This is a genomic window from Streptomyces beigongshangae (assembly GCF_019710745.1).
Classification (GTDB): Bacteria; Actinomycetota; Actinomycetes; order Streptomycetales; family Streptomycetaceae; genus Streptomyces; species Streptomyces beigongshangae.
In genome coordinates, this window is the sequence record NZ_JAHKJW010000046.1 from 21794 (window position 1) to 39446 (window position 17653).

Here is a 17653-nt window from a genome sequence, read left to right on the forward strand (position 1 = left end):
GGCACGTCCCGGGCCGCCCCGATCCCCGGCGTGGTGCGGCCCGGCCCGGCCTGTTTCCGAACTCGCGGCCGATCTCTCGCCGGGAATCTCCCCACCCGCCTCCGTCGTTCCGTACCGTACGGAACGACGGAAGAGGGTGATCACACGTGGCGAGCCTGCGCCTGGGTCCATTGCTGAGGTACGTCGACGGCTCGTCCGCGACCGTCTGGGTCGAGGCGAGCCGTCCGTGCACCGCCGAGGTGCGCGGCGCGGACGGTACGGGCGGTGAGACCCGCACCTTCCAGATCGCGGACCACCACTACGCCCTGGTCCCGGTGACCGGGCTGACGCCGGGCACGACCACCCCGTACGAGGTGCTGCTCGACGGGGAGCGGGTCTGGCCGCTGCCCGACTCCCGCTTCCCGCCCTCGGTCATCCACACCCCCGTGGACGACCACGAGACCGTCCGGGTCGCCTTCGGCTCCTGCCGCTGGGCCTCACCGCCCGAGGGCGAGAAGGACCCGGTCGGCCCGGACGCCCTGGACACCCTCGCGACCCGGATCGCGGCGGACCCGCAGGGCGAGCGTCCGGACGTCCTGCTGCTGCTGGGCGACCAGGTGTACGCGGACGAGGTGTCCAAGTCGACCCGCCGCTGGCTGGAGGACCGCCGCGGCCTGGACGAGCCGCCCGGCGCCGAGGTCGCGGACTACGAGGAGTACACGCACCTCTACTACGAGTCGTGGCTCGATCCCGAGGTCCGCTGGCTGCTCTCCACCGTGCCCAGCTGCATGATCTTCGACGACCACGACGTCATCGACGACTGGAACACCAGCGAGGCATGGGTCTCCGACATGCGGGACACCCCCTGGTGGCGCGAGCGCGTGCTCAGCGGCCTGATGTCGTACTGGGTCCACCAGCACCTCGGCAACCTCTCCCCCGACCACCTCGCCGAGGACCCCCTGTACGCGTCCGTCCGCGCCGTCCCCGACGGCACGGACGCCCTGCGCTCGTTCGCCTCCCGGGCCGACTCCGATCCGGCCTCGGTCCGCTGGAGCTACCGCCGCGACTTCGGCCGCACCCGCCTCCTGATGGTCGACAGCCGCGCCGCCCGCGTCCTCGCCGAGCAGGACCGCTCGATGCTGGACGCGGAGGAATGGGACTGGCTGCGCGAACAGATACTGGACGGCCGGGCGCCGGACGCGCGGGCTTCGGACGAGCAGGTACCGGACGAGCAGGCGTCGGACGGGCGGACTTCGGACGAGCAGGTACCGGACGAGCCGGCTTCGGACGGGCGGGCGCCGGACGGGTCCGGTGCGTACGACCATCTCCTCATCGGGACCTCACTGCCCTGGCTGCTCCCCAACCTCGTGCACGACGCGGAGGCGTGGAACGCCTCGATGTGCCGCGGCGAGCGCGGCGAGCGCTGGGCGCGGCGCGGGGAGAAGCTGCGGCGGGCGGCGGACCTGGAGCACTGGGCGGCGTTCCCGTCGTCCTTCGACCGGCTGGCCGAACTGATCGCCGAGGCCGGTTCGGGCTCCCGGGCACCGGCGACGGTGTGCGTGCTGTCCGGGGACGTGCACCACGCGTACATCGCCGAACCGGTGTGGCGGAAGGGTCTGCCGGGGCCCGACGCCCGGGTGGTCCAGCTGACCTGTTCCCCCGTCCACAACTCCATCCCGCCCTATATCAAGATCGGTTTCCGTTTCGGCTGGAGCGGCGTGGGCCGGGCCATCGGCCGGCGCCTCGCCCGGCACGGCCGGGTCACTCCCCCGCCCGTCGACTGGCGCAAGACCGGGGGCCCCTGGTTCGGCAACCAGCTCATGACGCTGACCCTGCGCGGCCGGTCGGCCAGGCTGCGGCTCGACCACGCACGCGAGGAGCCGGGCGGCGGGGCCCGGCTGCGGACGATCTCGGAGTCGGAACTCAGCTAGCGCTTCGCGCGGTCGGGGAGGACGGGTGCCGCGCAGGAGAGCGAGAGGGAGCCACGGGGAGGGGAGCGACGGGGAGCGACGGGGGAAGGCGATCACATACGGATCTGCGGGGACCAGGCGCAGGGACATACGAGCGGCGGTTGCCGTACTGGCCCCCGGGCCTCCGGGCCCCCGGACCAGGACATACGCCTATTGCGTACGTTGCCCGTGTAACGCCGCGTAGAGCCGTGTTGCCCGCGATATTCGCGCTTGGTCCCCACGCGTCCCGAGAGTCCCGTGAGGCATCCCACAACCGGCACCGTTGATCCGGTCCGGGGCCGTTTCCCGGCCTGCGCGACGGCATGATGATGCGGACCGTCCGCTTCCAGCAGACGGCGTACCGCGTATGCCCCACCTGTCCGGGAGTCACACCCTTGTCTGCAGCGACCGCGGAGCCGACGGAACCGATGGACCCGGCGGAGCCGATGGAACCGACCGGGTCCACGGCGGCGGAGCACCACGTCTCCGTCGCCCTGGTCGGCGCCGGACCACGCGGGACCAGCGTGCTGGAACGCCTCTGCGCCTCCGCGCCCGAACTCCTCGCCCCCGGTACGCGCCTGACGGTCCACGTCGTCGATCCGGCACCGCCGGGCCCCGGCCGTGTCTGGCGCACCGCCCAGCCGGCCGAACTGCTGATGAACACCGTGGCCTCCCAGGTCACCCTCTTCACCGACGACAGCGTGGACTGCTCGGGCCCGATCCGCCCCGGACCCGGGCTGCACGCCTGGGCCGACGGCCGTCTGGGCCCGGACGACTACCCGACCCGCGCCCAGTACGGCCATTACCTGGAATGGGTCTTCGGCGAGGTGGTCCGTGGGGCGCCGCCCGCCCTGCGGATCGAGACGCACCGGGCGCGTGCGGTGCGCCTCGACGGTCCGGCCGACGGCCACCAGACCCTCTTACTCGACAACGGGCGCGTCCTGGCGGGCCTGTCGGCCGTCGTCCTCGCCCAGGGCCACCTGCCGACGGTCCCCGACCGGGCACAGGAACGCCTGTCCGCGTACGCCGGGCGCCACGGTCTGCGCCATGTCCCGCCCGCCAACCCGGCGGACCTCGACCTCTCCCCCGTGGCCCCGGGCGAGACCGTCCTGCTGCGCGGTCTGGGTCTCAACTTCTTCGACCACATGGCCCTGCTGACGACGGCCCGCGGCGGCCGCTTCACGCGCACCGCGGACGGCCTGCGCTACCTCCCCTCGGGCCGCGAGCCACGGCTGGTGGCCGGCTCCCGCCGCGGCATCCCGTACCAGGCGCGCGGCGACAACGCGAAGGGCCCTTACGGCCGTCACGTCCCGCTCCTGCTGACCCCGGAGACCATCGCGGGTTTCCGCAAGCGCGCGGACTCGGGCGACGCGCCGGACTTCCTCACGGAGATATGGCCGCTGGTGGCGAAGGAGGTCGAGACCGTCTACTACGAGACGCTGCTGACGCGCGCCGGCGCGGACGCGCGCCGCTTCCGTGCGCGGTTCCTCGCCGTACCGCACCGGGACCCGCGGGAGGCGGCCGTACTGGACGGTTTCGGGGTTCCGGAGGCCGAGCGCTGGTCCTGGGACCGCGTGTCGCACCCGTACGGGGAACGCGTCTTCACCGGTCCCGGGGACTTCCGGGGCTGGCTGCTCGGCCATCTGCGCAAGGACGCCGAACAGGCCGCGCTCGGCAATGTCGAGGGACCCCTCAAGGCGGCTCTCGACGTACTGCGCGACCTGCGCAACGAGCTGCGGCAGATCGTCGACCACGGCGGGCTCGCCGGCCCGTCGCGCCGTGACCACCTGGACCGCTGGTACACCCCGCTCAACGCGTTCCTGTCCATCGGCCCGCCCCGGCGCCGTATCGAGGAGATGGCCGCGCTGATCGAGGCGGGGGTGCTGGAGGTCCTCGGTCCCCGGCTTGAGGTGCGGGCGGAGGGCGGGGTCTGGGTGGCGCACTCCCCCGACGTGCCCGGCTCGACCGTGACGGCGACCACCCTCGTCGAGGCCCGGTTGCCCGAACCGGACCTGCGGCGGACCGCCGACGCGCTGCTGGCCCGGCTGCTGAGGACGGGCCAGTGCCGCCCGCACACGGTGGACGGTTACGAAACCGGGGGGCTGGATGTGACACAACGCCCTTACCACCTGATTGACCGTCAAGGGCGTCCGCACGCGCGGCGGTTCGCGATCGGGGTGCCCACGGAAGGCGTCCACTGGGTGACCGCCGCCGGGGCCCGGCCGGGTGTGGACTCGGTCACCCTGTCGGACACCGACGCGGTGGCCCGGGCGGTGCTGCGGACGGCTGCCGCGCAGGCGGGGCGCGGGACGGAACCGGGTACCGGATCCGCCGCCGGGGAAAAACCGTGGCCAAAAGTTGAACTTGCAAGCATTGAATAGGCAGACATAACGTAGAGCACCCATTCGGTCACGTCCCCACCGGTCCCAGGACCGTATTCAAGCCGAAGGAGTTCCCTCACATGACCGGACGCCTCAACAGCGCCCAGCCGTATGCCATCGGTCTGTTCCGCATCGTCATCGGCCTGCTCTTCGCCTGCCACGGGGCCGTGGCGCTGCTCGGCGTCCTCGGCGGCGTGGACGGCAAGGGCGCGACCGTCGAGACCGGGGCCTGGCCCAACTGGTACGCGGCCGTCATCGAGCTCGTCGGCGGCACCCTGGTCCTGCTCGGCCTGGGCACGCGCATCGCCGCGTTCATCTCCTCGGGCGCGATGGCCTACGCGTACTTCAAGGTCCACCAGCCCGAGGCGCTGTGGCCGATCGAGAACAACGGGGAGGGTGCGGCCATGTACTGCTGGTCGATGTTCCTGCTCGTCTTCACCGGCTCGGGCGCGTTCGGCCTCGACCGCTTCCTGCCCGGCCGCCTGTCCACGCCTGCCGGGGAGAAGCGGCCCTCGGAACCGGTCACCGCCTGACGCGCGGCGTACGTACGACGACGGCGCCCGCTCCCACCGGGGGAACGGGCGCCGTAGCGTCACCGGACCCGCCCCGGAGGACCACCGGGCGGTCCTCGTGAACCACCGGCCCGCCCCCTGGACCGCCGCGGCCCGTCCCCGTGAACCGCCGGGCTGCCCCCGGGACTCACCGGGCCGCCCCGAGGAGCCCGAGGAGTTCGAGGAGTTCGAGGAATCCGGGGAAGCGGCGCGGCCGGAGGTGGCGACCGGGTGAACAAGGGGCGGCGAGCACCCGGCCCCCTGTGGATCCGCTGTCGGTCCCGGGGCGTACGCTCTGTGGCTGTCACAGGCCGCTCCTGCCGCTCCCCCGCGACACCGCGGTATCACGGCACGGTCGGGGCCCACGGGGGAGACACAGGGGAGTTTCGGTGCTTGAGAGTGTGGGGTCGCTGTCCGGCACCCCTTGGATCTACAGCCAATGGATCTACGCCGTGGTGGCGCTGTCGGTCCTGTTCGACGTCTTCCTGCCGGTGCTGCCGAGCGGCGTCCTGGTCATCACGGCGGCGACGGCGGCCGCGGCGGGCACCGGGGCGGCGGTCCAGCACGTGCCGGACATCCTCTCCCTGATCCTCTCGGCCGCGACGGCCTCGGTCCTCGGCGACCTGGTGGCGTACCGGCTGGCCCGGCGCGGCGGAGCGCGACTGGACCGCGCGATCGCCCGCTCGCGCCGTCTGACCGGCGCGCAGGAACGTCTCGGCGCGGCCCTCTCGCGGGGCGGCGGCGCCCTGGTCGTCCTGGCCCGCTTCGCACCCGCCGGCCGCTCGATCGTCTCGCTCGCCGCGGGCGCCGCGCACCGGCGCGTCCGCGAGTTCCTGCCCTGGTCGATCCTGGCGGGCCTCGCGTGGGCGGCGTACAGCGTGGCCCTCGGCTACTTCGGCGGCCAGTGGCTGGGCGCGAGCTGGCTGGCCTCGGGCATCTCGCTGGTGGCGCTGTTCGGAGCGGGGGCGGGGGCGGCCTATCTGATGCGCCGCCCGTCACCGGCGGCGGTGCCGGTACCGGTACCGGTCACCGTGCCCGTACCCGTGCCGGGGACCGGCACGGGTACGGGCGTCTGAGCAGGAGCGTCCGAGTCCGGACGCCTGAGCCTGGACGCCCGAGTCCGGGCAGACCAGGACACGTTTCCGGAACACGCTTCCGGGGCGCGACGCACGGAACACCCGTGTGCACGGCCTCCTCGTCCGCGCCCGCCTCGGGGAAGTGGCCGGTCCCTTCCACCGGGCGGCGCGGCCCATCCGACGGACCGGGCGGCCCGTCCGCCCGACGGACCGGGCGGCCCGTCCGCCCGACGCACCGGGCGGCCCGTCCGCCCGACGCACCGGGCGGCCCGTCCGCCCGACGCACCGGGCGGACCGGCGTGCCGAACAAGCCGGTCCGCAGGGCAGACCGGTCCGTCGGGCAGACCGGGAGGGTCAGTCCTCCCGGTGCGACGGGGCGGTCCGGCCGCGGACCTCCAGCCCGGCCAGCAACTCGGCCGTGGCCTGCGTGACCGCCTCGACCGCGCGGTCGAACACCTCGCGGTTGTGGGCAGCCGGGGCACGGAAACCCGAAACCTTGCGGACGTACTGGAGAGCGGCTGCGCGGATGTCCTCCTCGGTGGCCTCTTCGGGCAGGACGGGCGGTCGGAGTGTCTTGATGCTGCGGCACATGCGCCCAGTCTTGCGCGCGCCACCGACATCGCGTGAAGTCCCCGATCGACTCGCATCACAAAATCGAACAGGCGTACCATTGCCGGGTGGCTGCGACCTATGACTTCCCGAGCGATCTCCTGTCCGGTCAGGAGGAGTTGCACCAGGTCCGGGCCGAACTGCTGGCCCTGCTGAAGCGGCTTCCCTGGTCGGTCGAACCCCTGGACGGCTTCAGTGACGACCACGGCTGGCGCAAGGTGGAGCGTCCCGCCTCCCCCGGCTGGACGCCCGACGAACAGGCCGAGGTGGAGAAGCTCCGGCAGCGCGAACGCGAGCTGGCGGTCTTCGTGACCGGCCACCGCTTCTGGTCGGAGGTCACGGCAGCGGAGAAGGTGGACGCCCGGATGACCCTGAAGCACGTACGGGAGGCGGAGCGGGTCCGCGAGCCGGAGGAGGGACAGGAGCCCTCGTAGGGAGCCCTCGTAGGGAGTCCGCACAGGGGCGTCCGCACAGGGGCGCGTCCGCACAAGGGGGTACAGGGGCGTCCGTACAGGAGATTCCACACAGGGAGGCTCCCCAGCCGCCCCTGCCGGTCACGCCCTCGCCGGGATCAGGCGCCCGCGGCTCCGGCGGCTCCGGCGGCTCCGGCCCCGCGCTCTTCCCGGATCCGGGAGACCACACCGCCGACCGTCGCCCGTACGGTCTCCAGCTCGGTCAGGAAGTGCCAGTAGTCCGGGTGCCGTCCCTCCAGCGTCCCGATCGCGCGCTCCAGGCGAGTGACCGAGTCGTCGAGCGGACGCGCGTGCCGGGGCTCGGGGATGTCGCGGCCGGCCATGGCGAGGCGCTGCGCGTCCCGGATAGCGAACCGCGTGCGTTCGATCTCCCGCTGCGGGTCCTTCGACACCTCGTTCAGCCGCCGCAGCCGGTCGCCGGCCGCGGACACCGCCTCGTCGGTCGTGTTCAGCAGCGCGCGGACCGTGGACAGCAGGGCCGTCGCGTCCGCCCAGCGCTGCTCCTCGCGGGCGGTCCGCGCCTCCGCCAGCTTCCGCTCGGCCTGCCGGACGGCCTCCGCGGCCTGGTCGGGCACGTGCTGGAGGTCCTGCCAGCACGCGGCCGTGAACCGCCGCCGCAACTCGCTGAGCACCGGGTCCACCTGCCCGGACCGGGTGGTGAGCGCCTGGGCGCGGGTACGCAACGAGACGAGGCGGCGGTCGATCTCGGTGGCCCGCTCCGGCAGCCGCTCGGCCTCCGCGCGGACGGCTCCGGCGTCCCGGGCGACCCGGTCGGCGCGCTCCAGCGTCTCCGGCACGCCGTGCTGCCCGGCGCCCTGGTTGAGCCTGGTCAGTTCGGGGGCGAGCGCGGCGAGGCGGGCGGCCAGGTCGTCGGCCTTGAGCCCCGTGCCCCGTACGGCGTCCAGCGCGTTCGACGCGGCGAGCAGGGCCTGGCGGGCGCGCTCGACGGCGGGAGCGAGGCGGGCCAGCTGGTTCTCGGCCTTGCCGAGGAGCGGACCGAGCCCCTGTTCGAACCGGTCCAGCTCCTGCTTGACCCGGGTCAGCTCGTCCTTCGCCCGGGTGAGTTCCGTGCGCGCGCGGGCGGCGGCGGATGCCTCCAGGTCGTCGCGGTCGAGGTCGTGGGCGTCCACGGCGCCGATGTACGTGAGGCTGGCCTCGTCGATGCGCCGGCCGAGCGCCTCGAAGTCGGCGACCGCGCGCCGGGCGGGCGGGGTGTCGTCGACGGCGGTGATGGTCTCGATCGAGATGCGCAGGTCGCGCTGCGCCGTGTCGAGTTCGTAGAAGGCGGCCGCGGCGGCGTCCTTGGCCGCCTGCGCCTCGGCCCGCTGGCTCTCGGAGCGCCCGCCGAACCACCGCCGGGTGCCGCCGCCCGCGAAGGCGGCGGGCAGGGTGAGCGCGAGCAGCGGAAGCGGGAGGAGGACGAGGGCGAGCAGGTCACGGCCGGCACCACGGGCGCCCGCGGGCCGGAACCCGGCACGGGGGCGGGACACTTGCCGCGCGCATGGCACAAACGGTGTGTACGGCTGCGAAGGTGTCGCCGTCACTTCCCTCTCCCGTGCTGTGATCCGTCCCGCCCGGTGGTCCCGTTACATTCTCCCACCAGGTAAGGACGAACACACGGGTCGGTTAGTTCGCCGTACGCACGGTGACTTTGCCGTCCTCGGTGTGCGCGGACACCACATGAGGGCTGTCCTCGTCACGGGGCACCGACACGTCCACGGAGCCGTCCCGGGCCCCGGCCGTCACCTTGTACGCGGCGTCGGGCAGCCCGATGGTGAGCGAGCCGTCCTTGCCGCGCGCCGAGACCTGGTCCGGGACGGAGGCGAATTCCAGGCGGGCCGAGCCGTCCTCGGTGCGCACGTCGACGCGCCGGGAACCGATGCCGCTCGCATGGACCGAGCCGTCCGCGGTCCGCAGGGTCAGGGGTCCGGAGGCGTCCTCGACGCGGACGGATCCGTCGCTCGCCCGGATGTCGAGCGCCTCCTCGAAGCCGGTGGCCCGCACCCCGCCGTCCCGTTCCTCGACGGTGAGGGCGACGCCGCGCGGGACCACGATCCGGTGCTTGGCGGAGCAGTCGGCGACCACGCCCGCGCAGTGCGTGCGGAGCTTGAGGGTGCCGTCCTTCATCGCCCAGGTGATCCCGGGATCCTCACCGAGTACGACGTCGGCCTTGAACCACCGGGTGACCTGCACCTTCCCGACGTCACCCACGACGAGTTCGAGCGCCGAGCCGTCGGAGTCGACGGTCAGCGCCCGGCCGCTCAGCGTGAACGACCGCTTCTCCGGCTCGGTGTCGTCCTCGGCGCTGTTCCCGCACCCGGAGGCGAGGAGCCCCAGCGCGACCGCGACCACGCCCACTCCGACGACGGCCGGAAACCTCCGCCGCCCCCTGCCCGCACTGTTCCTGGAACGCTGACGACCACTCATGACCGGGACCCCCTCGTCGACCGTCCGCGGCCCCGCACCGCGCCCCGGACACACTTCGACCGTACGGATCCGCTCCCGGCCGGGGGATCCGGGCCGCTCCCGGATACGGGGTGGGGTAAACCCCCGCATCCCCTGCTCCGGCCCCCGCCCCGACCGCCGGGAACGGGTTTGCGGGGCACCGCCCCGGGCAATGTAGGCTGTCGACTCGTCCAGGGCGCGTAGCTCAGTGGTAGAGCGCCGCCCTTACAAGGCGGATGTCGGCGGTTCGAAACCGTCCGCGCCCACCAGGTCCAGGACACGACTGAGGCCCAGGTCAACCGGTGTGCAGCCGGAGACCTGGGCCTTGATCGTTCCCGACGGCTTCTCGCCGCCGTGCCACTTACGTGCCAGAAGGATCCTGCGGGGGCCGCTTGACCTTCCGGATCTGCCCGTCGACGTAGTCGGCGATCTGGTGATCACGGGCCTTGACCCTTGATCCTGGACACACGAGACACTGGATTCTGAGGATCTGAGAACGGACATCTCGTGGTCATGAAGAACTATCCGCCGCAGTTCAAGGCAGACGCGATCGCGCTGTATGAGTCGCGGCCCGAGGCGACTATCAGGCAGGTCGCCGCCGATTTGGGGATCAACCCCGAGACCCTGCGGAACTGGGTCCGAGCGGCCGGTGCGAGCCGGTCCCGGGGGCACCGGGCGGAGGTGCCTGCCGAGCCGCCGACGCCGCTGGAGTCGGAGAACGCCGCTCTGCGGAAGAAGGTCCGCGAACTGGAGGAAGAGCGTGAGATCCTGCGGAAGGAGGCGAAATATTTCGCCGGGGAGACGCGCTGGTGAACCGCTTCCAGTTCGTCGCCGACCATCAGCGCCGCTACGGCGTGAAGCGGCTGTGCACCATCATGGGCATCGCCCGCTCCAGCTTCTACTACTGGCGCAGGACGACATCCGCAAGGGCGGCCCGCCAGACCGCCGACGCACAGCTCGCTGCCCGGATACGCACGGTTCACCGGGCTTCGGAGGGCACCTACGGCGTCCCCAGGATCACCGCCGAGCTCCGGGAGAACGGCGAGGTGGTGAACCACAAACGCATCGCCCGGGTCATGAAGACGATCGGGCTGGCCGGGCTCCGCCTGCGCCGCCGACACCGCACCACCGTCTCCGACCCGGCCGCGGCGAAGATTCCGGACCTGATCGGCCGCGACTTCACCGCGGACCAGGCGAACACCAAGTACGTCGGCGACATCACCTACCTTCCGCTGGCCGGCGGGAAGTTCCGCTATCTGGCCACCGTGATCGACCTCGCCTCACGGCGCCTGGCGGGATGGGCGGTCGCCGACCACATGCGGGCCGACCTTGTCATCGACGCCCTGCACGCGGCCGAACGGACCCGCGGCAGCCTCACCGGAGCCGTTTTTCACAGCGATCATGGAGCCCAGTACTGCAGCCGGGCCTTCGCCGACGCCTGCCGCAAGGCCGGCGTCACCCAGTCCATGGGCGCGATCGGCTCCAGCGCGGACAACGCACTCGCCGAGTCCTTCAACGCGACCTGCAAGCGGGAGATTCTCCAAGGCCGCCGGGCCTGGGACACCGAGCTCGAAGCCCATCTGGACCTCTTCCGCTGGCTGCACCGCTACAACAACGTCCGACGCCATTCCCGCCTCGGCCACCGCAGCCCGATCACCTACGAGCGAGCCCTCCGCACAACACCAACTACGCTGGCCGAAGCCGCATAACCCGTGTTCAGGAATGTGGGTCAAGACCCCACATTTTCCAAGCAGAGTCACTTCAACTCCATTCTCGGTCCCAGCACTTGCTCAATCTTTGTGATGGTCCTGGTCGTGACGTCGTTCAATAGTTCTCCCGCACGTACTCGTACGTTCGGTCGAACAGCTCGCCCTTGATTGGCAAGCTGTACTCCTTCAGGACGGAACGCAGCTCGCGACGGACGCGTTTGTCGCCCGCGTCGCTGGCGCTCCAACCGGCATAGACGACCTCGACGACGATCGAGTCGATCCGCGAGGCTATGTCGGGGACGATCTTGTGCAGCCCGGGCGGTGTGTTCTCCGCGACGATCTGAGTGAGCGCCCCACGCTTCGGATCGGCCAGCTGGTCGAGCGCTCCCTGGTCACCCTGTTCCGCTGCCCGGTCCGCGGCGACCACGTCCTGAGCGATCTTCAGCGCTTCCTCAAGGAACGCCAGCGAGTCCTCGACGTTCTCAATCGCCTTGGCACGGAGCTTCGCGATCCGCTCCGCCAGCGACCGGTACGCCGGGCTCTCAGCATCGGCAGGCCGACGCCTGAGGCGTGCCTCGATGGAGTCGAGGACCTCCTGGTACACGTCACCGGCTTTCGACTCCGGCGTCTGCTGCTCGGAGAGCTTCAGCTGCTCGGCGATCTTCTTCACCAGCGCCAGGCCGGCAGCGTCGAGCGTGACTGTCTTCGACGGCATTGACTTCACGCCCACATCGGTCATGTGACCGTGAATCAGGTCAGTGGTCTTCGCGCCGAGACGTGCCCAGAGGAAAGTCTTGGAGACATCCCTGGGCCGGATCGACTCGTACACCTTCGCGAGCCAGAAGTACTGCCCCTTGAATGGCTGGAGCATCGGGTGCGGGTCGAGGAACTCCCACACCGTCTGCAACGCGATGTAGGTCTCGATGAACTCGGTGCGCTGCGCGCCGCCCTCGGGGATCCGCTCATGGGCCTCGGCGAGCGACTCGAATGACGAGTCACTGGTGTCAATGCCGTTGAAAAGATGGAGCAGACGCGTGAGGTCGGCGACGAACTTCCCCGCTAGCTTGGAGGCGTCGGTGACGTTGAGCTCGTTCTCTTCATCGTCCTTCACCTTCGGGCCGGCGACAGCCTTGCCGATCGCCCTCGCGAGGCCGATGTAGTCGACGACCCGCCCGAAGTCCTTGCGCTGACCGGTGACAGGGTTCTTCCACGGACGGTTGGGCCGCGTGATCGTCTGGAACAGGTTCGTGTCCTTGGCGGGCTTGTCGAGATACAGCACGCCCTCGATGGGTGCGTTGAAGCCGGTCATCCACTTCGCGGTGACGACGATGAACGACATCGGGTCATCGACCTTCTTGAAGCGGCGCTTAAGCGCCTCTTCCTGCTCCGCTGTGAGCAGGTACTTCTTGTGCTCCTTGGGGGTCTCCTTGCTGTCGGCGACGTGCATCACCACACCGACCTCACGGAGTCGTCCATCCGGCATGACTGCAGCACGGCTCTCCAGCTCGGCCTCGATGGCCCTGGTGTACGCGATCACAAGGCGCTGGTTGTAGGCCACGACCTGAGCCTTCTGCCCCAGAGGCGCGACATAAGTAAGGAAGTGGTCGACAATATCGGCACACACAGCAGCCACGCGCTCGGGGTTGGAGAGGATCGTCTCAATGTGAGAAGCCTTCCCCGACAGGAAGACCTTCTCCTCCTCGTCCAGGCCCTCCTCCGTGGCCAGCTCGTCGAAGGCCTCATCCAAGGCTTCCTTGTCGAGGTTGAACCCGACAGACCGGCCCTCCACGATCACTGGCTTGGTGAACCCATCGGCAATGGACTGCTCCGGCGTGTACCGCGACATCACAAAGTCCGGGTCGTCAGGGTCGCCGAACAGCTTGAACGTCGAACGGTCCTTGTCCTCGACCGCAGTACCCGTCGCACCGAAAAACTTCGCGTTCGGCACAGCTGCGCGCCACGCATCGCCGAACTTCCCCTCCTGCGAGCGGTGCGCCTCGTCAACGAGGACCACGATGTTCGACCGGTTGTTGAGATGGCCAGCCTCAGCGAACTTGTGCACCGTCGTGATGACCACACCGGGCTCACCGCTACGCAGCAGAGCGTGCAGCTCCCGCCGGTTGCGGGGCACCAATATCCGCGGCATGCCAGCAGTCTCGAACATCTCCGCCGTCTGCCGGACCAGATCCTTACGGTCGGCGATCACGATGACCGTCGGCGCGCTCCCGAACTTCCCTGTCACCGCGTCATCGCGCAGCAAACGGGCGGCGGCGAACGCCATAAGTTCGGTCTTGCCCGATCCCTGGTGATGCCAGATCAGTCCGCCAGGACGGCCTGCGAGCACCTTGGCGTGGATCGCCAGAGCCGCCTCGAACTGCGGGTAACGAGGCAAGAACTTGATGTCGACCTCGGAGGCGTCCCGAGCGTGACGAAACATCACCAAGTCCTTGAGGATCGGCAGGATCGTCTCCGGCTGCAGCAGTAAGCGCGCAGCCCGCTCGACTCGAGCCGGGCCCGTGACGGTTTTGGGGTCGTCCTCAGTGGACCCCCACGGGGCCCAGATCTCGGAGTCGGGGTCCGGGACCGCACGGATCGGAGCCATGCGGAACTCCAGGCCCTCGGTGGCAACGTTGAAGACGTTCGTCGCGAAGAAGTTCGGGTATTCCTCCTCGTACACGTCGTGAAGGTCCTTCGCGGCGTTGACCCATGAGACCTGATGCTTCACAGGCGTCTTGGTCTCGGCAACGACCAGCGGGAACCCGTTGACGTAGTAGACGACGTCGAACCGGCGCGGCTTGGCCGCACCGTTGATGGTGATCTCGTCAGCGACAGTGAAGCGGTTGTTATTGAGGTCTTTGAAGTCGATCAGCCGACGAGGCACATGCCTACCGTCGATCGTCGTGAACGAGTGATCGCCACGAAGCATCACGGTCAGCCGCTCGTTGACCGCAACGAGACCGTTGTGCGCATCGAGGACAGCCTGATTGAGCTCATGCAGAATGAGGTCTGCCGACTCAGGGTCGTCGACCAGCTCCGGGTTCAGCGCGAGCAACGCTTCGCGTGCCCAGTCCTCGACGATGACGTCATGCTCATCGCGCGGCAACTCATCCCCTTGGAGACGCTCCCAGCCAGCCTCCTCCGCCCACTCAAGCAGTGAACGCTGGATCGTGCTCGCTTCCGTCCACCCCATGTCAGGACACCTCCTCGAGCAGAGCGTCGTACGCCTCCGGAATCTCGATTTCCTGGTTGAGAAGGGAGGCCAGCAGCGCGGAGCGAAAAGCGCGGAGATTGGCGAGCTCCAGATCCAGGTCGTCTACTGCGAACGCGACAACATCACATTGCTGAACGTAATTGGACTGATCCTCAAGCGACGGGATCGGCAGACGCAGAGAACCCAAAAGGACCTTATTGATCTTCCTCATCGATGCGGTCCCGCGTGCCGATGCTGTGATAATTGAGCGCACTGACGGTGAACACAATAGATGTGCCAGAAACGTCGCCTGGCAGACCTCGGGTTTTGTTTGAATTCGCCAGATCAGGTCAGGTAGGTAGGTCTGAGGTGCTACGTTTCGCGCGATAGCGGCATAGCCGACGCGATCGAATGAACCACTGGCTCTAGTGATAAGGAGGTCGCCCTCTGTCACTAGGTGGGCACTGGTGTAACCCGTCAGGTCAACAAGTCGCTTTGCTTCGGAGGCCACGAAAGCGCCCAGTTGGATCGCGCTCAGTTTCAGGACAGCCGGCTCTCCAGTTCGCGGCTTTTCGTCCGAAGTCTGAACGCTCTTTCCGCCTTGAATCCTGGAAACAACGCTGCGTAGCTCATGTTCGGTACCTTCCGGATGCGCGTTGCGAAAGATTGCCAGCAATGAGGCCGCCTTCTGCTTCTCGGCATTCAGCCCGTCAATCTGTGCGTCCACCGCTGCCATGACGTCGACGATGCGGCACTGCTCCGACAAGGACGGGAGAGCAATCTCAATCGTCAAAAAGTCAACGGGTTTTACCCGTTCACGCCTGCCGCCCATGCCGGTCGACAACGCCTGCAGTTGCTCCCACAGTCGTTTTGTAGTCGTAAGGAGTCGAAAGTATCCGGGAAGCATTCGTTCTCCACACGTGAACGTGGGAAACTCTTGCGACGCGTAGACCTCGCCCAGATCCTTCGGAGCAACGGTGATCGCTCCTTCGAACGCCTTCAAGCGGCTGTAGACGATCTGGTTCGGCCGGATGCGATTCAGCGTCTTGTACGAGGTCTCATCGCCCGCAATCGGTTCCCGGATCAACAGGCCCCGACCGCGGTTCAAGACACCGATGATGTCGTAGGAGGCCGTCGCCGTGATCGGAACCGCGTCGACGTCCAGTGCGATGACCTCGTCGAGCCGGACCCGCTGCCACTCACTCACTGGACACCCCGAACACGCTCAGGTCGACGCCTGCCGCTGCGAGCCGCTCGAACATGACAGTCTCGGTGTCGATGCGATGCTGCCGGGCGTCGGCATACGCCACGAGCGCGGTGCCCAGATCGGCGGTCTCTTCTGCAGCGACCTTGATGTAGCGGCCGATGTTCAGGTCGAAACCGTTCTGCTCGATCTCCTCGAGCGGCACCAGCCGGACGTTCGCACCGCCCTCACCCGCTGAGTCGCTACCTGTCCGGTATGCCTCGATGACAGCTCTGACGTCACCTTCGGACATCAGGTTCTGCTTCTTGCCCTTGAAAAACCGCGCCGAGCCGTCAATGAAGAGCACGTGCCCCTTGCGCTCTGGTGGCTTCTGGTTGCGGAAGATCAACAGGCATGCCGGAATTTCGGTCGAGTAAAACAGCTTGGGCGGCAGCCCGACGACGGCTTCCAGAACATCCTTCCCGATGAGGCCCTGGCGGATCCTCGCCTCCGAGCCTCCGCGGAACAGCACGCCGTGGGGCATCACCACGCCGACACGACCGGATCCAGGCTTCATCGACGAGACCATGTGCTGAACGAAGGCGTAGTCGCCGTTCTTCGCCGGCGGCACGCCGTAGATGGCTCGCGGATCCGAGGACCAGCGGTCCGCTCCCCAATTCGCCAGCGAGAAGGGCGGGTTAGCGATCACGGCGTCGAACTGGCGGACCGCACCGCTGGGGGCCTTGAAGGCCGGAGCGCGGAGGGTGTCCCCGCGCTTGATGTCGAAGTCCTCGATCTCGTGCAGGAACAGGTTCATCCGGGCGATCGAGGCCGTCGTCAGGTTAATCTCTTGGCCGTACACCCTGAGCGTGCGGTGGTCCTTGCCGGACTCGCGCAGCTGGTTGATCGTCGCGACAAGCATCCCGCCCGAGCCGCAGGACGGGTCGTAGACAGAATCGCCCGGCTCAGGCTGGAGGATCCCGACGAGCAGGTTCACGACCTCACGAGGCGTGAAGAACTCGCCGGCCTTCTTTCCCGACTCGTCGGCGAAGTTCTTCAGCAAGTACTCGTAGCCTGCACCGAGCAAATCGTGCGAGACCGTAGACGGGTCCAGCCTGATCTTGTTGAACGCTTGAATGAGCCCCAGCAGAGCCGACTCCGGGATGCGCTCCTTGTTGCCCCACGAGGCGTCACCGAAGACGCCGGCAAGCGAGCGGGGGTTAGCCATTTCGATTCGCTGGAAGGCCTTCGCGATCTCCGCACCAAGGTTGGTGACCTTCTCGGTGACCTCGCTCCACAGCGTGCCCTCGGGCAGCTCGAACCGGTGGAATTCGGCCTCGATCTCGTCGTCGAGGTCGTCGCCGTACTTGTCGAATGCCGCGTCGTGCTCGTGGACCCAGGTGTCGCTGATCCACTTCCAGAACAGCATCGGGAAGACGTAGGTCTTGAAGTCAGCCGGGTCGACGGGGCCGCGGAGCGCGTTCGCGGCGTCCCACAGCCGGGCTTCGAGCTCGTGCTGGGTGATCGTCACAGAGATGAGGTCCTTCGTTGAAGACGGTGCCCCGATTATGGAGGAGGGCACTGACATTTCGGGAGGCCGGTACGGCAGGCAGCAGCGACCTGCATACGATGACCAGCGCCCACGCTCCGAACCGAGCGTGATCGCGGACACACTTGGATGAACGATTGGCCACCGTACTGGAGCTTCTGGAACGTGCCACCAGACGAACTCTGCTACAAGCCGAGGCCAGCGAAGAGGACGGTTAATCCAGCGTCCGACTCCTGGGCAGGTTATAGCAGAGCGTAGACAGGCGGTCGTACGCCTCGCCTCATGACCGGCCAGCGGCCGTGGACCATTTGTGGACTCAGTAGACCCTTCCTAGGTCGCAGAGCCCGCTGACTAGCAGCAATGGACGAGCCTCAAGCGGCCTCCGGAGCCGTGTGCGCAGCCCGATTGTCGCTGGCCGGGAGACGGCACCCAGCAGCGTGGCTGAGGCCGGTGGGGGTGCAGCGAGGCATACGCGCACCTGATCGGTTGACGTACCCGCCGTCGTGGCTGGCTTTCGCCGACTGAGGTTCGAGCGGTTATGTCGAAAGCACCCGTAGAA

Annotated in this window: 13 protein-coding genes and 1 tRNA gene; 8 read left to right on the top strand and 6 right to left on the bottom strand. The window is 68.8% G+C overall.

Annotated elements, in window-relative coordinates:
* Positions 1-146 precede the first annotated feature (146 nt).
* From KM933_RS28990 to KM933_RS29010, 5 genes are all read left to right on the top strand, one after another.
* Positions 147-1910 (top strand): alkaline phosphatase D family protein, encoded by a 1764-nt coding sequence (locus tag KM933_RS28990; RefSeq protein WP_221357603.1) that lies wholly within the window; start codon positions 147-149, stop codon positions 1908-1910.
* Positions 1911-2374: 464 nt separating this feature from the next.
* Complete coding sequence (locus tag KM933_RS28995; RefSeq protein WP_221357670.1) at positions 2375-4309, top strand: FAD/NAD(P)-binding protein; 1935 nt, start codon at positions 2375-2377, stop codon at positions 4307-4309.
* 80 nt (positions 4310-4389) lie between these two features.
* Positions 4390-4842 (top strand): DoxX family protein, encoded by a 453-nt coding sequence (locus KM933_RS29000; protein ID WP_221357607.1) that lies wholly within the window; start codon positions 4390-4392, stop codon positions 4840-4842.
* Between the two features lie 97 nt (positions 4843-4939).
* Positions 4940-5095: a hypothetical protein gene (locus KM933_RS29005; protein WP_221357608.1), complete on the top strand. Its 156-nt coding sequence runs from the start codon at positions 4940-4942 to the stop codon at positions 5093-5095.
* Positions 5096-5249: 154 nt separating this feature from the next.
* Positions 5250-5936 carry a DedA family protein gene (locus KM933_RS29010; protein ID WP_221357609.1) on the top strand — a complete coding sequence of 229 codons (687 nt, stop codon included), beginning with the start codon at positions 5250-5252 and terminating at the stop codon, positions 5934-5936.
* A gap of 354 nt (positions 5937-6290) precedes the next feature.
* Here the strand turns inward: KM933_RS29010 and KM933_RS29015 are convergent, their stop codons facing one another.
* Positions 6291-6527, bottom strand: a complete 237-nt coding sequence (locus tag KM933_RS29015; RefSeq protein ID WP_221357610.1) for a DUF2277 domain-containing protein — start codon at positions 6525-6527, stop codon at positions 6291-6293.
* Positions 6528-6613: 86 nt separating this feature from the next.
* On the opposite strand from KM933_RS29015, the gene KM933_RS29020 reads away from it, so the two are divergent.
* Complete coding sequence (locus KM933_RS29020; RefSeq protein WP_221357612.1) at positions 6614-6979, top strand: hypothetical protein; 366 nt, start codon at positions 6614-6616, stop codon at positions 6977-6979.
* 137 nt (positions 6980-7116) lie between these two features.
* On the opposite strand, the gene KM933_RS29025 is transcribed toward KM933_RS29020, so the two are convergent.
* Together KM933_RS29025 and KM933_RS29030 are read right to left on the bottom strand one after the other, a co-directional pair.
* On the bottom strand, positions 7117-8562 hold the full coding sequence (locus KM933_RS29025; protein ID WP_221357617.1) for a coiled-coil domain-containing protein: 1446 nt from the start codon (positions 8560-8562) through the stop codon (positions 7117-7119).
* A gap of 82 nt (positions 8563-8644) precedes the next feature.
* Positions 8645-9445 (bottom strand): DUF4097 family beta strand repeat-containing protein, encoded by an 801-nt coding sequence (locus KM933_RS29030; RefSeq protein ID WP_221357618.1) that lies wholly within the window; start codon positions 9443-9445, stop codon positions 8645-8647.
* Between the two features lie 212 nt (positions 9446-9657).
* Between KM933_RS29030 and KM933_RS29035 the strand changes: the two genes are divergently transcribed.
* Positions 9658-9732 (top strand) — tRNA-Val (locus KM933_RS29035).
* Positions 9733-9970: 238 nt separating this feature from the next.
* Positions 9971-11172, top strand: a protein-coding gene (locus KM933_RS29040) for an IS3 family transposase (RefSeq protein WP_430727381.1) whose coding sequence is annotated in 2 segments (ribosomal slippage) — positions 9971-10256 and positions 10256-11172 — 1203 coding nt in all. Because the reading frame shifts where the segments join, the coding sequence is not laid out codon by codon here.
* 115 nt (positions 11173-11287) lie between these two features.
* On the opposite strand, the gene KM933_RS29045 is transcribed toward KM933_RS29040, so the two are convergent.
* Genes KM933_RS29045 through KM933_RS29055 form a run of 3 tightly spaced genes read right to left on the bottom strand, consistent with a single transcriptional unit; the run spans position 11288 to position 17076 of the window.
* Positions 11288-14362 (bottom strand): type I restriction endonuclease subunit R, encoded by a 3075-nt coding sequence (locus tag KM933_RS29045; protein WP_221357620.1) that lies wholly within the window; start codon positions 14360-14362, stop codon positions 11288-11290.
* Position 14363: 1 nt separating this feature from the next.
* A complete protein-coding gene (locus tag KM933_RS29050) occupies positions 14364-15569 on the bottom strand; it encodes a restriction endonuclease subunit S (RefSeq protein WP_221357623.1) in 1206 nt (401 codons plus the stop codon).
* Entirely contained in the window at positions 15562-17076 is a 1515-nt protein-coding gene (locus KM933_RS29055) for a type I restriction-modification system subunit M (RefSeq protein ID WP_221357625.1), read from the bottom strand. Before KM933_RS29055 ends, KM933_RS29050 begins: the two co-directional genes overlap by 8 nt.
* Between the last annotated feature and the right edge of the window lie 577 nt (positions 17077-17653).

Bases quoted from the DNA above. Each gene is read 5' to 3' on its own strand.
- KM933_RS28995 (WP_221357670.1), top strand. From the start codon at position 2,375: ATGGAACCGACCGGGTCCACGGCGGCGGAGCACCACGTCTCCGTCGCC.
- KM933_RS29000 (WP_221357607.1), top strand. From the start codon at position 4,390: ATGACCGGACGCCTCAACAGCGCCCAGCCGTATGCCATCGGTCTGTTC.
- KM933_RS29015 (WP_221357610.1), bottom strand. From the start codon at position 6,527: ATGTGCCGCAGCATCAAGACACTCCGACCGCCCGTCCTGCCCGAAGAG.
- KM933_RS29030 (WP_221357618.1), bottom strand. From the start codon at position 9,445: ATGAGTGGTCGTCAGCGTTCCAGGAACAGTGCGGGCAGGGGGCGGCGG.
- KM933_RS29045 (WP_221357620.1), bottom strand. From the start codon at position 14,362: ATGGGGTGGACGGAAGCGAGCACGATCCAGCGTTCACTGCTTGAGTGG.